17 protein-coding genes are annotated in these 20,132 nt (G+C 39.6%); 7 read left to right on the top strand and 10 right to left on the bottom strand.

All coding sequences use genetic code 11. From position 1 onward, the window contains the following. Positions 1–49 precede the first annotated feature (49 nt). Positions 50–343, top strand: a complete 294-nt coding sequence (locus VUI23_RS14700) for a hypothetical protein (protein ID WP_216048079.1) — start codon at positions 50–52, stop codon at positions 341–343. A 708-nt stretch (positions 344–1,051) separates the two neighbouring features. Here VUI23_RS14700 and syd read toward each other — a convergent pair. Continuing rightward, entirely contained in the window at positions 1,052–1,594 is a 543-nt protein-coding gene (gene syd, locus VUI23_RS14705; RefSeq protein ID WP_216048078.1) for a SecY-interacting protein, read from the bottom strand. A gap of 164 nt (positions 1,595–1,758) precedes the next feature. Here syd and queF point away from each other — a divergent pair, with 164 nt between their 5' ends. From queF to VUI23_RS14735, 6 genes are all read left to right on the top strand, one after another. Beyond that, on the top strand, positions 1,759–2,610 hold the full coding sequence (gene queF, locus VUI23_RS14710) for an NADPH-dependent 7-cyano-7-deazaguanine reductase QueF (protein WP_342804818.1): 852 nt from the start codon (positions 1,759–1,761) through the stop codon (positions 2,608–2,610). Positions 2,611–2,631: 21 nt separating this feature from the next. Next, positions 2,632–3,987, top strand: a complete 1,356-nt coding sequence (ppnN, locus tag VUI23_RS14715) for a nucleotide 5'-monophosphate nucleosidase PpnN (RefSeq protein WP_216048076.1) — start codon at positions 2,632–2,634, stop codon at positions 3,985–3,987. An 88-nt stretch (positions 3,988–4,075) separates the two neighbouring features. Next, on the top strand, positions 4,076–4,450 hold the full coding sequence (locus VUI23_RS14720) for a DUF3192 domain-containing protein (protein WP_216048075.1): 375 nt from the start codon (positions 4,076–4,078) through the stop codon (positions 4,448–4,450). 34 nt (positions 4,451–4,484) lie between these two features. Continuing rightward, positions 4,485–6,197 (top strand): hypothetical protein, encoded by a 1,713-nt coding sequence (locus VUI23_RS14725; RefSeq protein WP_342804819.1) that lies wholly within the window; start codon positions 4,485–4,487, stop codon positions 6,195–6,197. Between the two features lie 144 nt (positions 6,198–6,341). Beyond that, entirely contained in the window at positions 6,342–7,349 is a 1,008-nt protein-coding gene (locus VUI23_RS14730) for an isocitrate dehydrogenase (protein WP_303498879.1), read from the top strand. Between the two features lie 162 nt (positions 7,350–7,511). After that, on the top strand, positions 7,512–7,835 hold the full coding sequence (locus VUI23_RS14735; protein WP_216048072.1) for a ComEA family DNA-binding protein: 324 nt from the start codon (positions 7,512–7,514) through the stop codon (positions 7,833–7,835). Positions 7,836–7,879: 44 nt separating this feature from the next. Here VUI23_RS14735 and galU read toward each other — a convergent pair whose 3' ends face one another. From galU to VUI23_RS14780, 9 genes are all read right to left on the bottom strand, one after another. After that, a complete protein-coding gene (gene galU, locus VUI23_RS14740; protein WP_303498875.1) occupies positions 7,880–8,773 on the bottom strand; it encodes a UTP--glucose-1-phosphate uridylyltransferase GalU in 894 nt (297 codons plus the stop codon). A 1-nt stretch (position 8,774) separates the two neighbouring features. Then, complete coding sequence (locus VUI23_RS14745; protein ID WP_216048070.1) at positions 8,775–10,115, bottom strand: UDP-glucose/GDP-mannose dehydrogenase family protein; 1,341 nt, start codon at positions 10,113–10,115, stop codon at positions 8,775–8,777. A gap of 170 nt (positions 10,116–10,285) precedes the next feature. Next, positions 10,286–11,152 (bottom strand): glycosyltransferase family 2 protein, encoded by an 867-nt coding sequence (locus tag VUI23_RS14750; RefSeq protein ID WP_216048069.1) that lies wholly within the window; start codon positions 11,150–11,152, stop codon positions 10,286–10,288. Beyond that, positions 11,149–11,979 (bottom strand): glycosyltransferase, encoded by an 831-nt coding sequence (locus VUI23_RS14755; RefSeq protein ID WP_342804820.1) that lies wholly within the window; start codon positions 11,977–11,979, stop codon positions 11,149–11,151. Before VUI23_RS14755 ends, VUI23_RS14750 begins: the two co-directional genes overlap by 4 nt. Positions 11,980–12,230: 251 nt before the next feature. Beyond that, entirely contained in the window at positions 12,231–12,923 is a 693-nt protein-coding gene (locus tag VUI23_RS14760; RefSeq protein WP_342804821.1) for a hypothetical protein, read from the bottom strand. Between the two features lie 112 nt (positions 12,924–13,035). After that, entirely contained in the window at positions 13,036–14,169 is a 1,134-nt protein-coding gene (locus tag VUI23_RS14765) for a glycosyltransferase family 2 protein (protein WP_342804822.1), read from the bottom strand. Between the two features lie 4 nt (positions 14,170–14,173). Then, on the bottom strand, positions 14,174–15,913 hold the full coding sequence (locus tag VUI23_RS14770; RefSeq protein WP_342804823.1) for a glycosyltransferase: 1,740 nt from the start codon (positions 15,911–15,913) through the stop codon (positions 14,174–14,176). A gap of 101 nt (positions 15,914–16,014) precedes the next feature. Next, positions 16,015–18,813, bottom strand: coding sequence for a glycosyltransferase (locus tag VUI23_RS14775; RefSeq protein WP_342804824.1), 2,799 nt, complete (start codon positions 18,811–18,813; stop codon positions 16,015–16,017). 208 nt (positions 18,814–19,021) lie between these two features. After that, entirely contained in the window at positions 19,022–19,738 is a 717-nt protein-coding gene (locus VUI23_RS14780; protein WP_342804825.1) for a polysaccharide lyase, read from the bottom strand. Positions 19,739–20,132: the final 394 nt, after the last annotated feature.

Here is a 20,132-nt window from a genome sequence, read left to right on the forward strand (position 1 = left end):
CCAATACCGCTAAGATAGGCACATTCGCTAAATATTAGTGTTTTTCATCATGTCTAATCAGTTTCAGTATATTGCGTCACTATGTAAGAACTTAAAATCCAACGGGAAAGTTCCCAGTGTGGCATTAATTAAAAAGGCCTCAAATCGTCCGTTACCATTGCGGGATATCATTGATGTACTAAAACGCTGGCAAGACGATCCAGATCAATTCCCTTCTACACCAGTTGAGGAAGCATCGCCTCAAAAACCAAATGATTTAATGCAGCATATTGTTACATTGGAAAAGCGCATCGAGTCATTGGAACAACAAGTATTGAATTTAACCCAGTCCCTGCAAAAATAATTGCACAGCCCTACTCCATGGCCTGTAGGCGGGTGTTTTAACCCCGCGGGAAATTAGATAGATTCCATGGCCTGTAGGCGGGAGTTTTAACCCCGCGGGAAATTAGATAGATTCCGTGGCCTGTAGGCGGGTGTTTTAACCCCGCGGGAGATTAGATAGATTCCATAGCCTGTAGGCGGCGGCTTTAGCCCCGCGGGAAATTAGATAGATTCCGTGGCCTGTAGGCGGGTGTTTTAACCCCGTGGGAGATTAGATAGATTCCATGGCCTGAAGACCATGCTACAACGGCGGTGGATTAATTTATTCCATAGCCTGTAGGCGGGTGTTTTAACCCCGCGGGAGATTAGATAGATTCCGTGGCCTGTAGGCGGGTGTTTTAACCCCGCGGGAGATTAGATAGATTCCATAGCCTGTAGGCGGGTGTTTTAACCCCGCGGGAGATTAGATAGATTCCATGGCCTGAAGACCATGCTACAACGGCGGTGGATTAATTTATTCCATAGCCTGTAGGCGGGTGTTTTAACCCCGCGGGAGATTAGATAGATTCCATGGCCTGTAGGCGGCGGCTTTAGCCCCGCGGTGCAACCGTAAAAAACCATGGCCTGAAGGCCATGCTACAACGGCGATGGATTAATTTATTCCATGGCCTGTAGGCGGGTGTTTTAACCCCGCGGGAGATTTGATTTATCCCATGGCCTGAAGGCCATGCTACAGGCGTGGTGATAACTGCTGGATGAATTCGATTAATGAGTCCGCTAAGGTTTCTTGGGGCTCTAACCCTATCTGCTCTAACATTACTCTCCCAGACTCATTGTGTACACTGACAATAAAATCATCTTCGTCAGTAACAGCAAAGAACAATGTATCTTGTTGACCTAAACGTCTTTTCATCAATACATGGGCAACTAAATTTTGCTGTAAACGCTCAAAATCTTCGTCGTTCCACGGCATCAACAATTGCAAGTTTCCCCGTGCCGTTTTAGCATTTAGATTATCACTCCAAAAGCAGGTATAGTACTCCTTAAGTTGTTCATCCATCTTAATTTCAAGGGCTTGCTCAAAGTGCTCGAAGTGCTTTTGACTTGTTTGTTTGACGGGTATCCAAGGAACCCATTCATCTTGCTCACCGGTTTGTTGATAGCATTTTGATGGCCAATTTTCATCATACTGAATAACTAACGGGTGCTGATTGCGTTGATGACAATCGACATATTCAGAAACAAAATTTTGTAGTGCCGAATCAATGCTCACAGACTACACTTCCTTATATTTAAATTTAAGATGACTTGAAACAATCAAGGTGAATACCAATTATCTGCGATAATACGCAAACAAAACCGGTCAAAAGTACAGATACCTAAGATAAATCAACACTTAAGGTATACTGCAGAAGTATTGTATAACGAGAAGGCTAAATGACAAATAAAACCGATGAGATACGTAATTCGTCTCCGGCACTAGAAAACCTTACATTAGGTAAGACAGTAGAATATGTGCAAACCTATTCCCCCGATTTACTTCAGGCAGTTCCGCGCAGTCTAAGCCGGCAAGCAATTGGTTTAACCGATAAACTGCCATTTAGCGGCGAAGATATCTGGAACGGTTATGAGCTTTCATGGCTTAATCTGCGAGGTAAACCCCAAGTCGCAATCATGCAATGTATCGTTCCTTGTGACTCGCCAAATCTAATTGAATCAAAAAGCTTCAAATTATATCTAAACAGTTTCAACCAATCTAAAGTTGAGTCAGTTGAACAGTTAACTCAAACTTTGCAGTCTGATTTGTCAAACTGCGCTGGAAAACCGGTTCAGATAAAAGTGATTTTACCCAAGGATTTCGCAGCCCAGAAAATCCAAGAAATGGCTGGCCAAAATATTGATGACCAAGATTTAGAGTTTACCGATTATCAATTAGATGCCTCGGCATTGAAGGTAACCGCTAAGCAAGTTAGTGAAACCTTGTACAGTAACTTACTAAAATCCAATTGTTTGATCACCAATCAACCCGATTGGGGAAGTATCATGATACGTTACACTGGTGCACAAATAGACCAAGAATCACTTCTGCGTTACCTCATCTCATTTCGCATGCATAATGAGTTTCATGAACAATGTGTAGAACGAATTTTTCGCGATATTAAACACTTTTGCGAACCATCTAAATTGACAGTTTATGCGCGATACACCCGTCGTGGTGGGCTCGACATTAATCCTTTTAGAAGTGACTTCGAATCGGCTTACAGCATTTCAAGACAAGCGCGTCAGTAAGAAATTAAAATAGGACAATCTATGCTTTCAATACAATTAAACCCAGTTGGGCCCCTAAGCCAACTGTCACAGTACGAAGTAGATAGACTCAAACAATCGGTAAACAGTGATCTGTATAGACTTTTTAGAAACTGTTGTTTAGCTGTATTGAATTCAGGTGTAGAAGAAGACAATTCCGAGCAACTTTTTTCACCCTACGAGAACTTTGAAGTCAACCTAATCAGGCGCGAACGCGGAGTTAAAATTGAATTAGTCAATCCACCAGCAGTGGCATTCGTGGACGGACAATTAATTAAAGGTGTTCATGAACATTTATTTGCCGTGCTCAGAGATATTCTGCACATGGGAGTGAAATATAAGCTTGATGAAGTTCATGAATCCCAATCGCGAGATTTAACCGATTTAGTGTTTGACATGTTACGCCACGCAGAAGTCATTAAAGTGGGCAGCGATCCTAATATGGTTGTGTGCTGGGGCGGTCATTCAATTGGCGAAGTCGAGTACAAATACACCAAAGAAGTGGGATACCAGCTTGGCCTACGAGAAATGAATATTTGCACCGGCTGTGGTCCAGGGGCGATGAAAGGCCCGATGAAAGGCGCCGCAATTGGACACGCCAAACAACGCTACAAAACCGGCCGTTACTTAGGTATGACAGAGCCATCCATTATTGCCGCAGAGCCGCCCAATGCTATCGTCAACGAACTGGTTATCATGCCTGATATTGAAAAACGTCTGGAAGCATTTGTGCGTGTTGCCCACGCTATTGTGATTTTCCCTGGCGGCGTAGGGACAGCAGAAGAATTGTTATATCTGCTCGGTGTGCTTCTAAATGAAGATAATCGAGAGCAAATTGTCCCAATCATTCTAACTGGACCTGCCCATTGTAAAGACTACTTTGAATCAATCGACAAGTTTGTGGGTGCCACCTTGGGACCAGAAGCACAAGCTCTATATGAAATTATTGTTGATGATGCCGTGAAGGTCGCGCAAAAAATAAAAAGCAAACAATTAGAAGTACGTGCACACAGACGCAATACTGGTGATTCATATTTGTTTAATTGGCTATTAAAAATTGAACCGGAATTTCAAAAACCCTTCGAGCCGACTCATCAAAGCATGCAAGAACTGAATTTGCATTTTTCTCAACCCAAAGCCGAACTTGCTGCCGCACTGCGCAAAGCATTTTCAGGAATTGTGGCGGGAAATGTGAAATCAGAAGGGATTAAACAAATAAGACAACATGGACCGTTTAAAATTAACGGCGATCCTAAATTAATGAGTATGCTAGACACCCTATTGCAATCATTTGTAAAACAGCAACGAATGAAGTTACCCGGCAGTGAATATAGCCCGTGTTACCAAGTAATAACCTAAGTTAAGCCATCCGTTTTTCACGTTTAGTGGCCTTTATTCATCGCCGCATTTTGATTAAAATGAGGATAATTGAGTTTGAGAAAAGTTTATGAATAGTAAAGTAATACAACGTATCGGAATTGGCGTATTTATCTACGTATCGCTAGTTGTAATGCTGATATTGTTTAATCCAGATGATACATCCAGTATGGGATGGGAAGATCGTCAGGAGTACAATAAGGTCCAGTTGACCAAAATTAAAATAGGCGACCTTAGATCAGGGATCGTCGAATTATTAGGGCCACCAGACATTAGTGAAGCCAAACTGGTGGGAGATACCCAATTACAGGTCATGTTTTACCGCACGACTTGGAACCAATCGGATGGCATAACCACCCAAGACGAATGTACCCCACTTTTGTTTGAAGATGAAAAGTTAATTGCCTGGGGCGAAGGCACGTATCAAAGTTACTTAAAACTCTAGTGGCTTTTATGCATTTATTAGTGTTTGTTAATTAATGCCAACGCAGAGCTTGTTAAAAGCATTCGGGCAGGTTTCCACGGTACTTGAAGAAGTGCGACAAAACCCCGTTGGACCTGAGCAAATTAAACGCATTGTCAAAGTTTCTGAATACTTTTTATCTGCATTTAAACTCTCGCCTGATGTTTTTGTCGCCCAACCGCTTCTGTACAAATCTAGAAGTGGTTTTTTAAATAATCTAACGTTTAACACCCTAGTCTATTGTGCACTCATTTGTAACCGAGCACGCATCAACGACTTATGCTGCCAACAATTATTGAGTTGCATACTCACTCTTTATTGTGAACGTCAGGAAGATCTACAAGGGTTTTATCAACAAAACCAACGGCCTTCCCACCACCGGAAAAGCGTTCGACTATTGCAAATTCTTAACAGAGCTAATCTACAAACTTGGATGGATGGGTATCAAGTCTACAAATACCTTTTTTCTAAATTTGAAAATAACCGGAGTTGGCCAAAAGATCTGACTAAAAACCAACAGGTTATTTTGTTGGCCCATCAACTTGCAACGCAAGTTACTCCCAGTGAGGTAAAAAAGCCGGTGCATTTCTCCAGTGCAATCCGAAAACTGACTCAAACCTGTCCAGAGAGTTACTTGAATAGCTTAAATGGATTGCTCCAATATCCAACGCTGATTTGTCCCGGCACGCTAGTAAAGCTTGATCAACAGCAGCCTGCGGTTGTGTTGAGTGTATCTGAAGATAAAGTACTGGTAATTGTGATTAATTCAAAAGGAGATGAGAAAGCCCAATTGAAGCGCGTATTTAACGACAATATTCAACGGGTATCAGCGACACAAACAGTGACTGGCTTTAGTCAAATTCAGCGATGGTGGGATATCAATTGGCAAATTGAAAAAAGCGATTGTATCTACCCAATAGAAGATAACTTCCCATTAGACAAACCGCCTACATTATTGCTGGAAGTTCAAAAGCACCTTAATAGCGGTTCAGTGGATATCGACAAATTAGCATTGCAAATTAGTTCCGAGCCCGCCTTTGCTGATTACCTAAAACAAACAGCGACAATTTCGAATAGAAATAAGCTACCAGTGCAACAGGTAAAGCATGGTTTAATGATGCACGGTTACGTGAAAGCAAATTCAATGCTTATTCAACAAGCTTTGTTATTGAGATTGAATCAAAGTCATTTCCCCTTGCAACAAAACTTTACGCAATTTATTCGATTGGCCTGTCAAATTGCAGCCAACCTCAGCGCACAAAATCAACATGTATCTTCAGAGGAAGCATCAACATTGTTGTGTTTTGCCTGCAGTGGCTTATTCACCCAACCAGCACTAAAAACCCGTACTCAATGGACTCGGCGTCAAGAGCGCCAACAAGACATTAGCTATTTATTCGATTTTCGTAATCCCGAAACGTTACGCAATCACAGCCTAAAGTTATGCCAAGCTTGGCAACAACCCACTTTATACAGTGATGCAATAATGGCAAATAGTCAGGATTCCGATGAACTGTCGAAAAATCCGATTCTTAACACATTGACAGTAACACTAGGTTTGAGTGTTCTATTAGCCAGACGACTGTATTTTTCCGAACACCAATTAAATGATGTATCGCAACGTTTTTATACTAACAGCTTAAGGTTTTTAAAATTAAATGAACAAAAAGTTAGTGAATTGTTAGCTAACTCACTACAACAAAGTCACAGTTACTGCGCTTTACCTTAAAATTCAAAAAATCTGCTGGAATAACGGTGAAATGGCGGTAATACGTGGAAAATTAACTGAAAAAATGGTATAAATCCGCCCCTAAATTTCAGTCTAGACGCCGGTTAAATACCCAGCCCTCAAAGTGTAAAATAGGAATTCATCATGACACAACAACGTATTACCGTTATCAAAGGCGATGGTATCGGACCTGATATCGTCGATTCTGCCCTACAGATATTAGAAAAAGTTGGCTGCGACTTTGCGTATGATTTTGCCGATGCAGGTTTAATGGCGCTGGAGAATCACGGCGAACTGTTACCGCAAGAGACTTTAGATCTTATTGAAAAGAACAAAGTTGCGTTAAAAGGTCCACTGACAACGCCAGTGGGAGAAGGCTTTACGTCTATTAACGTTAGCTTGCGTAAAAAGTTCCAGATGTACGCAAACGTTCGTCCAGTTTTGTCTTTTAAAGGTACCAAAGCACGTTACGAAGACATTGATATCATTACCGTCAGAGAAAATACTGAAGGAATGTACTCAGGCTTAGGGCAAGTGGTTTCAGACGACGGCACAGAAGCCGAAGCAAAGAGTATCATTACGCGCAAAGGCGCAGAACGTATTATCACATTCGCTTACGAGTTAGCTCGCCGCGAAGGACGTAAAAAAGTTACTGCAGTACACAAAGCGAATATTTTAAAATCAACATCAGGTTTGTTTTTAAAAGTAGCCAGAGAAATAGCCGATAAATATCCCGATATCGAGTCAACAGAGATGATCGTTGACAATGCGTGTATGCAATTGGTTATGAACCCACATCAATTTGATGTCATGGTAACCACCAACTTGTTTGGTGATATTCTATCCGACCTGTGTGCAGGCCTCGTGGGCGGTTTAGGTATGGCACCAGGTGCAAACATAGGTTCAGACTGTGCCATTTTTGAAGCGGTACATGGCTCAGCACCAGATATTGCAGGTAAAAACCTAGCGAATCCAACCTCTGTTATTCTTGCCTCAGTACAAATGCTTGAATATTTACAGATGGGTGATAAAGCTGAAAAAATCCGTAATGCCCTCAAAGACGTTATCGAATCTGGTGATCGCACCACACGAGATCTGGGCGGCCAGCACGGCACCACAGACTTTACTCAAGCGGTATTAGATAGACTTTAAACACTTATTTATGGTGAATTTGAAAGCTGGAACTTTTCCAGCTTTTTTTTCGCCTATCCTCATTCATATAAAAACTAGACTTTACATGTATTCAAAGCCGGACTAATTTTAAATCGTGCAAATTAAGCACTAACGGATTAAAAATGAACACGGAGAATCTATATGAAAAAGTTCTTACCTACTTTAGTAGTTGCTTGTGCAGTCTTTTTAGCAAGCAGCCCACTAACCATTCAAGCGAAAAGTTTAAATCAAAAAGTTGAAACTGCGAAGACTCAGTTACAAACTCAGTCAACACCTATCAATTTAAATACAGCAACAGCCGACGATTTAGAAGCCTTACCTGGTATTGGTTCAAAAAAAGCGCAAGACATAGTCGCTTATAGAAAAGCCAATGGCAGCTTCAAGCGTGTGGAAGATATCACCAACGTTAAAGGCATTGGGAATCGAATGTTAGAGAAATTGAAAACATCTATTTCGGTGAAATAAAAAAAATGGCGCCAAATTGGCGCCATTATTAAGTTATTTCAGTATTATTTAATCGTCTCTTTCAGAAACTCAAGAAACTCATCTTTAATTTCTTCGTGGCGCAGGCCGTATTCGATATTGGCTTTCATATAACCTAACTTACTTCCACAATCATGGCTTTTACCGGTCATGTAATATGCATCAACCTGTTCTTTTTCCATCATGGTATCAATGGCATCAGTGAGTTGAATTTCATCGCCAGCACCTGGCTGAGTTTTTTCCAATTCATCCCAAATACTTTCAGATAAAACATAACGACCAACAACAGCTAAATTAGAAGGCGCTTCTTCCAAAGGTGGCTTTTCTACCATCTTATGGATTTTAGCTGACTCACCTTCACCTAGCTCTTTTCCAGCTAAATCAACCACACCGTATTTATGAACCTGATCATCAGGCACCGCTTCCACCATGATTTGACTTACCTGACTGGTATTAAAAGTAGCCACCATATCAGCCAAGTTATCTTTCTTCGGATTACATGCGGCATCGTCAATGATGACATCAGGTAAGACAACAGCAAAAGGGTTGTCGCCTATCATTGGACGGGCACATAGAATAGCGTGGCCCAAGCCTTTCGCTACGCCTTGACGCACATGCATAATGGTTACATCTTTAGGGCAGATAGCTTGCACCGCTTCGAGCAATTGGCGTTTAACACGTTTTTCTAATGTGGCTTCCAATTCGAAACTGGTATCGAAATGGTTTTCGATACTGTTTTTACTCGCATGAGTTACTAATATAATTTCTTTCAAACCTGCGGCAACACATTCCCCAACCACGTACTGAATCAGTGGTTTATCGACTACTGGCAACATTTCCTTTGGAATAGCTTTTGTTGCTGGTAACATCCTCGTCCCCAGTCCTGCAACTGGAATGACTGCTTTTTTAACCTGACTCATATTAACGTTCCTTTATTGATAATCCACGACCTATGGCGTAGTAATGCAATCCGTATTCCTGCATTAACGAAGGTTCAAATAAATTTCGTCCATCAAATAACAATGGCTCAGATAACGACTGTTTTATTAGCTCAAAATCAGGTGCTCTAAACGCCTGCCACTCTGTACAAATAACCAAGAAATCAGCACCTTTAAGTGCGGCTTCTTTAGTACCTGTTAAACTCAAATCATCACGTACACCGTAAATACGCTGTGTCTCTTCCATCGCTTCAGGGTCGTAGGCTTGTACCTTTGCGCCAGCTTCCCATAGATTTTCCATCAAAACACGACTAGACGCTTCGCGCATATCATCTGTATTGGGTTTGAACGACAACCCCCAAATGGCGACAGTTTTGCCTTTCAAATCATTGTTGAAATGACGGCAGATATATTCGAATAACTTTTCTTTTTGTTTGTAATTAACCGCTTCAACCGACTCAAGAATCTTGGCGGTGTAACCAGCCTCACTTGCACTACGAGCGAGCGCTTGCACATCTTTGGGGAAACACGAACCACCATAACCACAACCAGGATAAATAAACTGATAGCCAATTCGTGGATCAGAACCTATGCCCAGTCGCACATTTTCAATGTCAGCACCAAACACCTCGGCTAAATTAGCCATTTCATTCATAAAGCTGATTTTAGTAGCCAACATGCAGTTAGCAGCATATTTGGTCAATTCAGCACTACGAATATCCATCACAATAATCTTGTCATGGTTGCGATTAAATGGTGCATAAAGCTCTCTTAGCTTTTTTTCTGCACCATCACTGTCAGTACCGATAATAATACGGTCCGGTCGCATACAATCATTGACTGCAGCGCCCTCTTTTAAAAATTCTGGGTTTGAAACCACATCGAAAGGAATTGATTTGCCAAGAGCTTCTTGGACTTCAGCAATTTTAGCTTTCACTTTATCCGCAGTACCAACAGGAACCGTTGATTTGTTAATCACAATTTTATGTTGATTCATAGCTTCAGAAATCGTTTTCGCTACCGCAAGCACATATTTTAAATCTGCAGAGCCATCTTCATCAGGAGGCGTACCTACGGCAATGAAAATCACATCACCATGCTCTACCCCTGCTTTGGCATCAGTGGTAAATTTAACTCTTCCAGCTTCAAAATTAGACTTAACTAAAGGCGTCAAACCTGGTTCAAAAATAGGAATTATCCCTTTTTCCAAGTTGTCCACTTTGTTTTGGTCCACATCAACACAAACAACTTGGTGACCGACTTCTGCCAATACAGCTGCTTGCACTAACCCCACATAACCAATACCAAAAACGGTTACTTTCATTATATTTAATTCCTTTATTTATTTAGCTGTATATTTGTGAGCAATTATCATGCAAATAATTCAATTGAGTAATTTTTGAGTGATATTACAAATGGTGGATAGTGTATAACTTCAGAAATGAAAAATACAGGTTGAAAACAAGACTAGAGAGTAAATAGATAACACCTGGTTTACCAGTTGTCTGAAAAAGCCCCGTTTTTTTTGCATAAACCGTCCCACAAACCACACAACATAAACTTAATGCGTTCTAATTTACGGTCTTGTAATAAACTATTGGCAAAAAATCGAATGGGTAACACACAAATATTGCGCATTTTCCAATATCGAGGCACATACCCACGTCTGGTTAAAAGCAGCACATTACGAAACTGATAGTAAAGTCGAATAGGACTACCCACTTTGTAAGTAATGCCTGCAAATTTGCTGCGAGAATCACCTAAGCGGTGAATCATCTCAACCTTATCTGCAATGGCTACCATTAAATTTTGTTGCTTCGCGCGCCAGCACCATTCGTGATCCACACCATCTATAAACAAGGTCTCATCTTTGTAACCAATGGCATCGAGTTTAGATAGGTCGATCATCATTCCTGAAGAAATAATTTGGGTTACGCACACGATCTCATCGTACACTAAGACCTCTCGTTGCACTCTGGGTTTAACGGTCTTTTCAGAAAATGAGCAGATAATGCGCGGTCCAATGGCCACTACCGGGCGATTTTCGACCTTAGATGCCACCAGCAGCGATGACAACCTAAATGCAAAGTCGTCGTCTATGGTGCTATCTTGGTCTAACAACATCCCGAATTCACAGCCTGACGAGCGTAAGTCGCGCAAGCCCACATTGTGCGCTGCAGCAATACCTATATTATTGGGGAAGTGATGATAGTGCATATTGGATTTATCAAACAGCAGTTCAGTGGCAACTGGAGAATTATCCACAATCGAAACCACATCCACTTGTTGCAAAACTGTCTCAAGTAGATCTTGGGTAATACCCATATCTGGTTTGTATAAAATGACGGTAGCGCCTATCACTCGTGTCTAACCCGCTTATTCAAAAGGTAACGGTCTATTTTATACGCTAACTTCACAATTTTGGAAGGCATAAGTCGTAAAAAGAGCACCGCGCAAGCGTAAACAATATTGCCAATACTGTAACGTTTTAATACTTTCATGGCGTAAAAACGAGCTTTAAATTCATTAACCGACTTACTCAAACCTCGACGTTTGTAAAAATCATTCACCCGTCTAAATTCCAACAGCGGCTCAGGCAAGTTGGCAAATTTGTAGCCAGCAGCACAAAGCTCTATCCACAGAAAATAATCTTGGGTGTTTTGTAAATCGTCATTGTATCTATGACCGGCTTTAAACACCTCCATTTTAACCACCACTGTTGGGTGATTGATGGCACAGCGCTTTGGTAAAATACGAAAAATATCCCCATGATTTTTAGGCAGTTTGCGTTTACCTACCTTGTTACCATGTTCGTTTATTTCAACCAGCGAGGTTCCTAACACTTGGGTATTTTTGTGTGTTTTTAAGAAGTTAATTTGTTTTTCAAAGCGCTCAGAAAGGGAAATATCATCTGCGTCCATTCTGAAAAAATATTCTACAGAAGGTAGGTTTTCAATTGTCCAATCAATCACGAAATTCATACAAGTACTCAAACCCACGTTAACTGCAGACTTAATCAGTTGCACGTTATCTCGCTCAGTACTTAGCTGCGAAAGATAGTTAAACACATCTTCTTTCACTTCACCGTCTAACACTAATACCAACTGAAAGTTCTGGTAACTTTGGGAAAGGACACTTTCCACCGATTGCGCCACCCAATCTAGCTGATCCTCAATGTAAACGCCCATGCCTACTACAGACTCAAAACGTTGATCTTTTTCGAGCGAGTTGAGAATTGTAAAAGAATGAGGTTGATGGTTTGGTGACTTCAGAAACTTGCTCCAGCATTTCGATAAAAATTGTCTACGCTGTGTCGCGAGACAGGCGGCGAAGTATAGCAGATTATTTGCTTAAATCACCGTTTTAAGAAATGGCAAAAGATCCTCCCCTTTTGCCATTTAGATGCTTCATAAATATTCGATTACAATTCACGCAAGCATTAAATGAATCCATCGACAATACTGTATTCTTTTTCCAATAATTTCTGGTACAGCTCTCTATTCGCAGGTAGCCCTTTCCCTGACGACCTCACGTTCTTTTCAAGTAATGGAATGTCAGCCCCCATTTCTTTCGATAAACGTTTTAGATCTTCAGCATAACAATGAGTCCTACCGACAAAATGAAAATCGTTTATGGGGACTTTCGAAAAATGGTTCTGATAGGGTTTATTTAGGTGCTGTAATTCAGGGTGTGTTAAAAAAAACTCAAATACGTCTAATTTTTGTTTTTCAATATTTTCACCAAACTCATCATAAATAATTCGATATTCATTTTTGGATTGCTGAACTGCCAATAAATGTCCCAGAAGAGACCAAGCCCGCTCTACAGGATCTCTAACCCAAACTATTCTTTTAGCATTTGGATATAGCTTTATTTGTTCAGGATGGGCATGAAAGTGCCCATGGAGTATTTGCGTCCCATATGGTAGAAGGATTTTTCCGCCGCCACCAATAACTTTCACCTCACCAGGAGCATATAAATGTTTAACAGCGTTATTTCCAAAAGCACTGGCATACCCCAACTTTAAAGATGTTCCTGCAGTTTTGGGAATATGATGAGATAACCAGATGACTGAATCCCGTCCATCTGACTTAAATTTTAATATGTTTAATATATTTGATAATAAATTCATTAGTGCATTTTCAATTAATTTTAAAAGTTAGGAAATATTTATAGATTTTTAATTTCCTATCTTTAATCCACAGACAAAATGTCTATATTTGTTACATAAACCAGTACTGAAGTTAGTCGTTGGGCTTACAATTATTTTGTTTGGCTTTTAACGCTGCGACAACGTCTGGCAGCGTCACACGAGTAAAGATTTTAGATAAAATGGGGAGTATTTCAGAAGGTGCTTCAGCAATAATTTGTGAAACCTGCTCTCTTTTCTCCATTACGAATTTTGTTCCTAATGCTATTTCTTCACTTAACATATAGTTTTCAAAGAAGCTTTCAATAAACCCTTGATAATCAGCCAAATCTTTACTTTCAAATGAAACAGATACTTTAGGTTTACGAGGTATATACCCACTTCGATTCGTCTTAAATATATCAGCGAAAGGTCGATTTTGGATAGGCCTTCCTCGCAGTAATAGCGCCACATATTCCTCTTGGCTGCGAAACATTCGATGTAAAATAAAAATATCTTTTAAAGGGGACTTTATTTCTTCAGGGCTTATCTTTGCGAAATTATTTTCATCTACATGATATCTACTGCCATCTGCCAATTGATGCTTAATTTTATAACCCAGTATGTTGTGAGGATTAATGGCCTCGAGTAAAACATGTGTAGAAACAAGTGATTTTACATGATTGCCTTTAATTCCGTCTATCTTCTTTTCTATTGTTGGTAAAAAAGGTTTAACTTCGTTAGTTCGATTTAACCATTCGAAACAAACCACATCCATAGTCTTTTGTTTCAAGAAGTCATGAATTGTAGTTTTTAGATCTTTCGGTGTCCAAAATTCATCTATATCTAAAAACATGACATGAGAATATCCTTGCTTCCTACTGCGCTTTAACTCGTGCTGATATATATGAGTCTGCGGTACATTTATATCCGGTTGAAAATACTCATCTCCATCACAAAACTCAATATGCTTTACTGAGCTTAATTTCCGAACGATATTACTGGTATTGTCAGTGGTGTTATTTACATAAACTGAAATATGATCAAATCCGAAGTATTGATGATGGGCCAACCACTCAGGCAAATAGCAAGCTTCATTTTTTGCAATTGCGACTAGCTTTACTCGATAAGGCTTTCTCTTCCTAATGCACTTGTTAATTAAAATCCATAACCAAAATAAATATTTAAAGGCTTTACGGCAAGAGAGATAAACACTGAACCTAAATCTGAATAATTTTTTTAAATTCAATTTATCAACACTCTTTTATCGAGAAGTTTTCTCTTCTCAATGTTAAATTGGGACTATAGGCGGGATCATGTTCAATGATGCTTGCCCAGTTTTTTTGTAAATAATTTAGTTCTTTTTCAAATCTATCACGCTTTTCAACCGTGTCGTCGAAACCTCTGGATACTGACTCATAATGAAATAAAATAGCTTCTGCACAATAGAGATTTCGCCTTCCTAAACTCAATACTTTGAGACAGAAATCAACGTCATTAAAAGCCACTTCCAAATTAATTTCATCTAAACCATTTACAGCTAAATAATCACTCTTTTTAACCAACAGGCACGCCGCAGTCACAGCACTGAAACAGTTTGTGGCGGCTAAACGATTTAAATAGCCGCTATGTTCTCGAGGAAAATACTTATGAGCATGCCCTGCACCTCCGCCGTAGCCCATAACGACACCTGCATGTTGAATTCTGCCATCTGGATAAAGTAGTTTAGCGCCCACACAGCCGATTTCTTTTCGATTGACTTGATTTACCATATAGGACAGCCACTCAGGCTCTATCACTTCTATATCATTGTTAATTAACCCTATAATTTCACCCGAAGCATGAGTGACTGCGAAATTATTTATTGCAGAGTAATTAAACTTTTGATCATATTTAAGCACTTTAATTTGTGGATGTTTATTTAACTCATTGAAGTAATCAAGACTTTCTTGTTCGTCTGATTGATTATCAACCAATAATATTTCAAAGTTTCGATAAGTGGTCTTCGTCAATATAGACTCAACACATACTTTAACAAGTTGACGTGAATTTCTAGTCGGAATAATTAAACTCACTAAGGGGCTTGTTTCTGTATGCCAAAGCAATTTTAAAATAGGGTATTGAGCATGCTTAGTGACCTTTGCATATTTAGCGACTTTATTAATGGTTGTTGGCCCCAGAGGGAAGCTATTTTTATCAGCGGCAGCTTGTGAATGAACGACTACGTAAGGTAGGTGCCCTACTATCATATCTAACTCATCTAGATAAATACTAGCTAGGAAGTCAGCAATACTAGTCTGACTAACCTCTAAACGCGCTTGTTTAGCAAATACTCTGTTCGAGCGAAACCAAAGGCCAGTATTGATATAGCCCGTACTTAACAATAAATCGGGGTTCCAGTCACTATGTAGTTTGGGTGAGTGCCTTTTTCCTGAAGAAGTGATGCTGTCACTGTCAAAATAGCCAATTGAAGAACTAGAATTTAAAAACGCTGAAACTGCTCCTTCAATTAAAGGGTGCAAAGCGTCACCGGCGTTTATTACTAAGAAGTTATTAATTTCTCTTTCGGCATCACAAGAAAAATCAAGTGAGCTTTCCGATACCACTTCAAGATTAGCAGTCAAGTTATTAAGGTTATAATTGACGTTTTCTTCACCTTTAACCAAAAGAAAAACAGTTTCTATTGTGTTTATATCCGCCAAGTATTCCAAGGTAAAATTAAGTAAGCTTGAATTTCCGTTAACTACCACTACAACATTAAAAGGAATGCCTAATGTCATACCTTTCAACGACATATTTTGCTTAGATATAAGCCCTTCATATAGCTTAGCGGTCTTTTTCTTTGATGGAATACCGTATGATAAGCCGCTTTTTTGGAGGTTGCGACTATACAAAGAAGTTAACCATGGCCAGCGCTTAACTTTATTTCGAATTGACTCAGGAATGCATCCAACCATGGACTTCACCCCTATCATGATATATTTTTTAACCACACAACCTCTTAACTGAATACGATTACAAATTAACTGAATACGATTACAAACATCTAACTGATATATTTTCAATTATGGAAATATAAATTGATGTTTTGACACTATTTTAAAATTTGCTGAATAGCACTTAACATGCTTGGTTTAACTTTTTGATAACTATAGCTTTCTACTGCTTTACTTCTGCCATTCACACCAAGCTTAACAATCAGGCTTGGCTCTTTTATCAGCAAGCCCAGAGCGTTAACGACACCTTCAATATCTTTAAAGGGAACTAAAATACCATTTTTTTCATCAACTAGTTCAGGAATAGCTCCCCATTCATATGCAACAACGGCACAACCGCTTGCCATACCTTCAATCACTGTGCGACCAAAAGACTCCTGGAAGTGGGACAAATTTAGTAAGATATCGGTATCTTTAAGTGCTTCAAAGGAACTCTGGCAATAACCTTTCCATTTTAAATTTTGTAAGCTCGTCTGTTTTTTCCAATTCGCTGTATGTTCATTTTCAGGTCCATAAATATGAAACTCAATAGGAAACTGTTTAGCCTCACACAACTCCGCAACTTTAAGTAGATCTTCAATACCTTTTTTAGGCAGATTACTGCTGAGCAAAGAAGCAATAACAGGAAGTTTAACGCTAGGTAGTTTTGACGTAGTAACATCAATGTCAATAACATTTGGAATTAGAAAAGCTCGACTTTTGAAATCAATGAAATTCAATACTGCCAAAGAGTTAGCAATAAAATAGTCACTACTTTTTAAACAATGATTCCTAACAGTTTCAGCATCTGCCCCCAATGCTTCACACAAATCCGGATCATTGAGGGGTAACTCACGAATATGCATAACCGTCTTTCGGTTGTTTCTAGTCGCTGCGTTCAATGGCTCTGACAAAACAAGGGTATTTGCATAAACAAGTGCAATATTCAGCTGTTCAATAATTTGACTGAAAGCATCAACTACCTTTTCATCTGTGTCTCTATTTGCGTTCCACCACTGCATGGGTTGAAAAATAACTTTGCTACATAATGCAGAGACTTTTTCTACATAATCGAGGTTTTCGGCATTAGGCAAAACAACAACAATATTAAAATCACTTTGCGAAAACATCTTAAGTGTGTCCAAAAAACTCCTCTCAGCACCAAAAGTATGTTCTGACACCATATGGCCGACACATAAAATTGTGGGCTTATCGTCATGGAAAAGGATTTCGCCTTCAAGTTCAGTGCACTCTGGCAGATGACTTTCGTTCAGCAGATGTTCAATAACCGCTAATTTATTAGTTTTATGGAGATAGGCCTGCCCACTAATACTTATCACAGGGTTGCAGTCTCTGGCCTCGTGAATACCATTATTAATAAAATGTGCAACGGGCTCGACTCCCGCCTTGGCAATATCTGGATATCGCTTCAAATACCATGTTCGGTCAAACAGTTCGCTGCTTTGCAAAAGTAGCGTTAAGTTATGCTTTCTTTGGGCATCATTACCTCTCAGCATTGTCGGAGGAACAGCGAAAGGTCGCTGATTAGGTAAGCGAGTAAGGTACAGCTTTTTATGAGTCTTATGCCAGGTAACGGCTGCGTCATGATAGTCCTTTCGCAACCCTTTAAATTGAGTTCTTAAATGACTCGCTTTGGTTTGAGATAAGGATTCATTTGTTGCCCGCCCGAAAGAAAGCGGTATACCAGGGAAAACCTCGACAATGGAATTAACACCATAAGATGCCAAAATACGATGATAATACTCAGTATCAGCGTTCACCGAAACGTTGTCCCAATATCCCAAACGGCGAAATACCGAACGCTTCAACATTAGTGAAGATACATTGCGATAAATCCAGCCATCTTCCATCCGCCAACGTTGAAAACGCAATTCCTCATCGGCTCTAACCCAATGTGAAACGGATGCGATAGCATTGCGCTTTTGTCGTAGCCCATTAACTTGGCATTCAACTTTTTGCGGATGTGACCAATCATCAATATCGTGTACAGTAATATACTTACCTCTGGCCATACTAAGTCCATAATTTCGCGCTCGATATGCGCCTAAATTGACGTCGTGACGAAATAACTTAATTCTTTGGTCTTGCTTCGATAGAGATTGAAGAACTTGCCATGAGTCATCACAGGAAGCATCATCAACTATGATGATTTCGAGGTTTTTCCAAGTCTGATTTAGCAAACTCGTTACTGCTGTTTTTATAGTATCTTGCGCATTAAAGCATGGAATGATAATGCTAACTAATGGCTGCAAAATATCTTTTAACGTTTTGCTGCGAGGTACATTCAGCCCAACTAAATTATCTAATCCTAGTGGCTTTTCTGGATGTTTAACGCTAACACCCAAAAGTTGGTTATTGGCAAATAGTTCAGTTAAATCATCAGCTCTACTCTCATTATCAAGCAGCATATTTTGAGCTAGTAACTTGTTGTTAGATGTTGACCAAACATTATCGTTAAGTAACGCTTGCGCCGAGCTCAATTTACCCTGCCAATAATATGCATCAAACAACAACAGATATGGACCTTGATGTGCGATTAAATATAACGCCATTGGGTCTTTCAAGGCTTCGGGTAAATATTGTTCTACTAGATCCCATTTTCCATAACTGCCGTACCAGCGACCAAGCACCCACCCAGCTAAACACCGACTAAAGTCACTAGAGTTACTGAACAATGTGATTAGTTTTTTCTCAATTTCGTCAGTGTTATCGGTCGACCATAACTCTTTCTCTAATTCAAATGCTTCAATTTTGCAGGGGAACCGCCCCTCGCCACGACCACAATTGATATAGTGCTCTAATGGTTCTACTCCTGCCTCTGCCACGTCAGGGTAAGTATTTAAATACCAATTGGCATCAAAATATTTTCCAAGCTTTATGTTTTGTTCAATAACCATTTTAAATTACAATTTCTTTCAATAATAAAAATACACTAGCACTTAATAAAACATTCGTTTTATTTTAAATTAAGTCGCGTCTTTGATTCCAATTAGCTCTAAGTAAATTTCTACAACCACCTTTTGGAGATAGAGTAAGCATTTGCTATTTTAATAAAACCCCTTTCTAAAATTATGAAGTAAAGGAAACTTATTGGCAGCTGCTAAACTATTCTGACAATAGCAATCCTCGAGTTACTTTAAAATTATCATAATAAACGAAAGTATCAGTAGAAGGGCTCCAACTCGGATCGTTTCCACCATAAAATGAGTTATACAAAAAATAATCAATCTTATTTTCCATATTTCCAGTAAAATTTAAATTGTTACGCTCTATCAGTTTTTTTCCATTAATGAAAAGTGCAGCTATGCCATCGCTGCTGCCGACTTCACTGTTTAACTTTACATATAGTGCAATTTTGTACCAGGTATCTTTAACAAACGTAAACCCTAGAGGGTCTGCTACATCATCCCCACAACGTTTTTTACGATCTTGATGGTATAAATATAAAACGGGTTGTCCGTTTTGCCTCCACATCATTCGGACAGACCAACCATTCGGATCGATAGTTTTACAGCCAGTGGTAGCCGTACCGCCTCCCAAGCCGTGCATTTTACCGCCTCTTACAAATTCAAATTGACTGTCTAATTTCATATCAAAACTGAGAGTGGCTTCAGAAGCACTCTCTACTAATTGAAAACGTTTACCAATATAGGGTGTTCCTGTTTTGCTCGGGGTGTAAGTTTGTCGAATAATCTGGCCGTATTCTAGCTCTTCACTGCTCCCCTTTACCGATAACTCAGGTTTAAACCAATTTTGGTTTAAAGCCATGCCTTCAAAGTCTTGATAATACAAGTAATCAGTTGATTGCTGCACTGTAGACATATGCCCTCTTAGCGCAAACAACGATAAAAATGTTAGTAACAGCAGTAATGTGAGTCTTAGCAATTTACTCTTATGCTCCCTTTTAGTTTATTGGTAGATAGTCTTAAACTCGCTACTCAAATTGATACAGCAATCGGCCTTCAAAACGTCCATTTTAAAATCCAGTACAAAAGCACCAACTGCAGAGGCTACAACACTTTGGTTGGTGCCTAGAGCCCACTACTCGTCAACTAAACTTTCTATAGCTCTTTGTTTAAAACAAGTCTCAAATTTAACCTAGCTAAAACGTTTTTCAACAAGCTAGAAAGCAAGAGTAAAACTGAAAACAATGACAATACCAGATTCTGCCAATTAAAGGTCATTTGGTTTAATACAACTTAACTGACTGCATAAG

The sequence above is a fragment of the Alteromonas sp. M12 genome (assembly GCF_037478005.1).
Taxonomy (GTDB): Bacteria; Pseudomonadota; Gammaproteobacteria; order Enterobacterales; family Alteromonadaceae; genus Aliiglaciecola; species Aliiglaciecola lipolytica_A.

Bases quoted from the DNA above. Each gene is read 5' to 3' on its own strand.
- galU (WP_303498875.1), bottom strand. From the start codon at position 8,773: ATGAGTCAGGTTAAAAAAGCAGTCATTCCAGTTGCAGGACTGGGGACG.
- VUI23_RS14730 (WP_303498879.1), top strand. From the start codon at position 6,342: ATGACACAACAACGTATTACCGTTATCAAAGGCGATGGTATCGGACCT.
- VUI23_RS14755 (WP_342804820.1), bottom strand. From the start codon at position 11,979: ATGGGCGTTTACATTGAGGATCAGCTAGATTGGGTGGCGCAATCGGTG.
- VUI23_RS14760 (WP_342804821.1), bottom strand. From the start codon at position 12,923: ATGAATTTATTATCAAATATATTAAACATATTAAAATTTAAGTCAGAT.
- VUI23_RS14745 (WP_216048070.1), bottom strand. From the start codon at position 10,115: ATGAAAGTAACCGTTTTTGGTATTGGTTATGTGGGGTTAGTGCAAGCA.
- VUI23_RS14735 (WP_216048072.1), top strand. From the start codon at position 7,512: ATGAAAAAGTTCTTACCTACTTTAGTAGTTGCTTGTGCAGTCTTTTTA.
- VUI23_RS14700 (WP_216048079.1), top strand. From the start codon at position 50: ATGTCTAATCAGTTTCAGTATATTGCGTCACTATGTAAGAACTTAAAA.
- queF (WP_342804818.1), top strand. From the start codon at position 1,759: ATGACAAATAAAACCGATGAGATACGTAATTCGTCTCCGGCACTAGAA.
- VUI23_RS14775 (WP_342804824.1), bottom strand. From the start codon at position 18,813: ATGGTTATTGAACAAAACATAAAGCTTGGAAAATATTTTGATGCCAAT.
- VUI23_RS14780 (WP_342804825.1), bottom strand. From the start codon at position 19,738: ATGTCTACAGTGCAGCAATCAACTGATTACTTGTATTATCAAGACTTT.
- ppnN (WP_216048076.1), top strand. From the start codon at position 2,632: ATGCTTTCAATACAATTAAACCCAGTTGGGCCCCTAAGCCAACTGTCA.
- VUI23_RS14725 (WP_342804819.1), top strand. From the start codon at position 4,485: ATGCCAACGCAGAGCTTGTTAAAAGCATTCGGGCAGGTTTCCACGGTA.
- VUI23_RS14720 (WP_216048075.1), top strand. From the start codon at position 4,076: ATGAATAGTAAAGTAATACAACGTATCGGAATTGGCGTATTTATCTAC.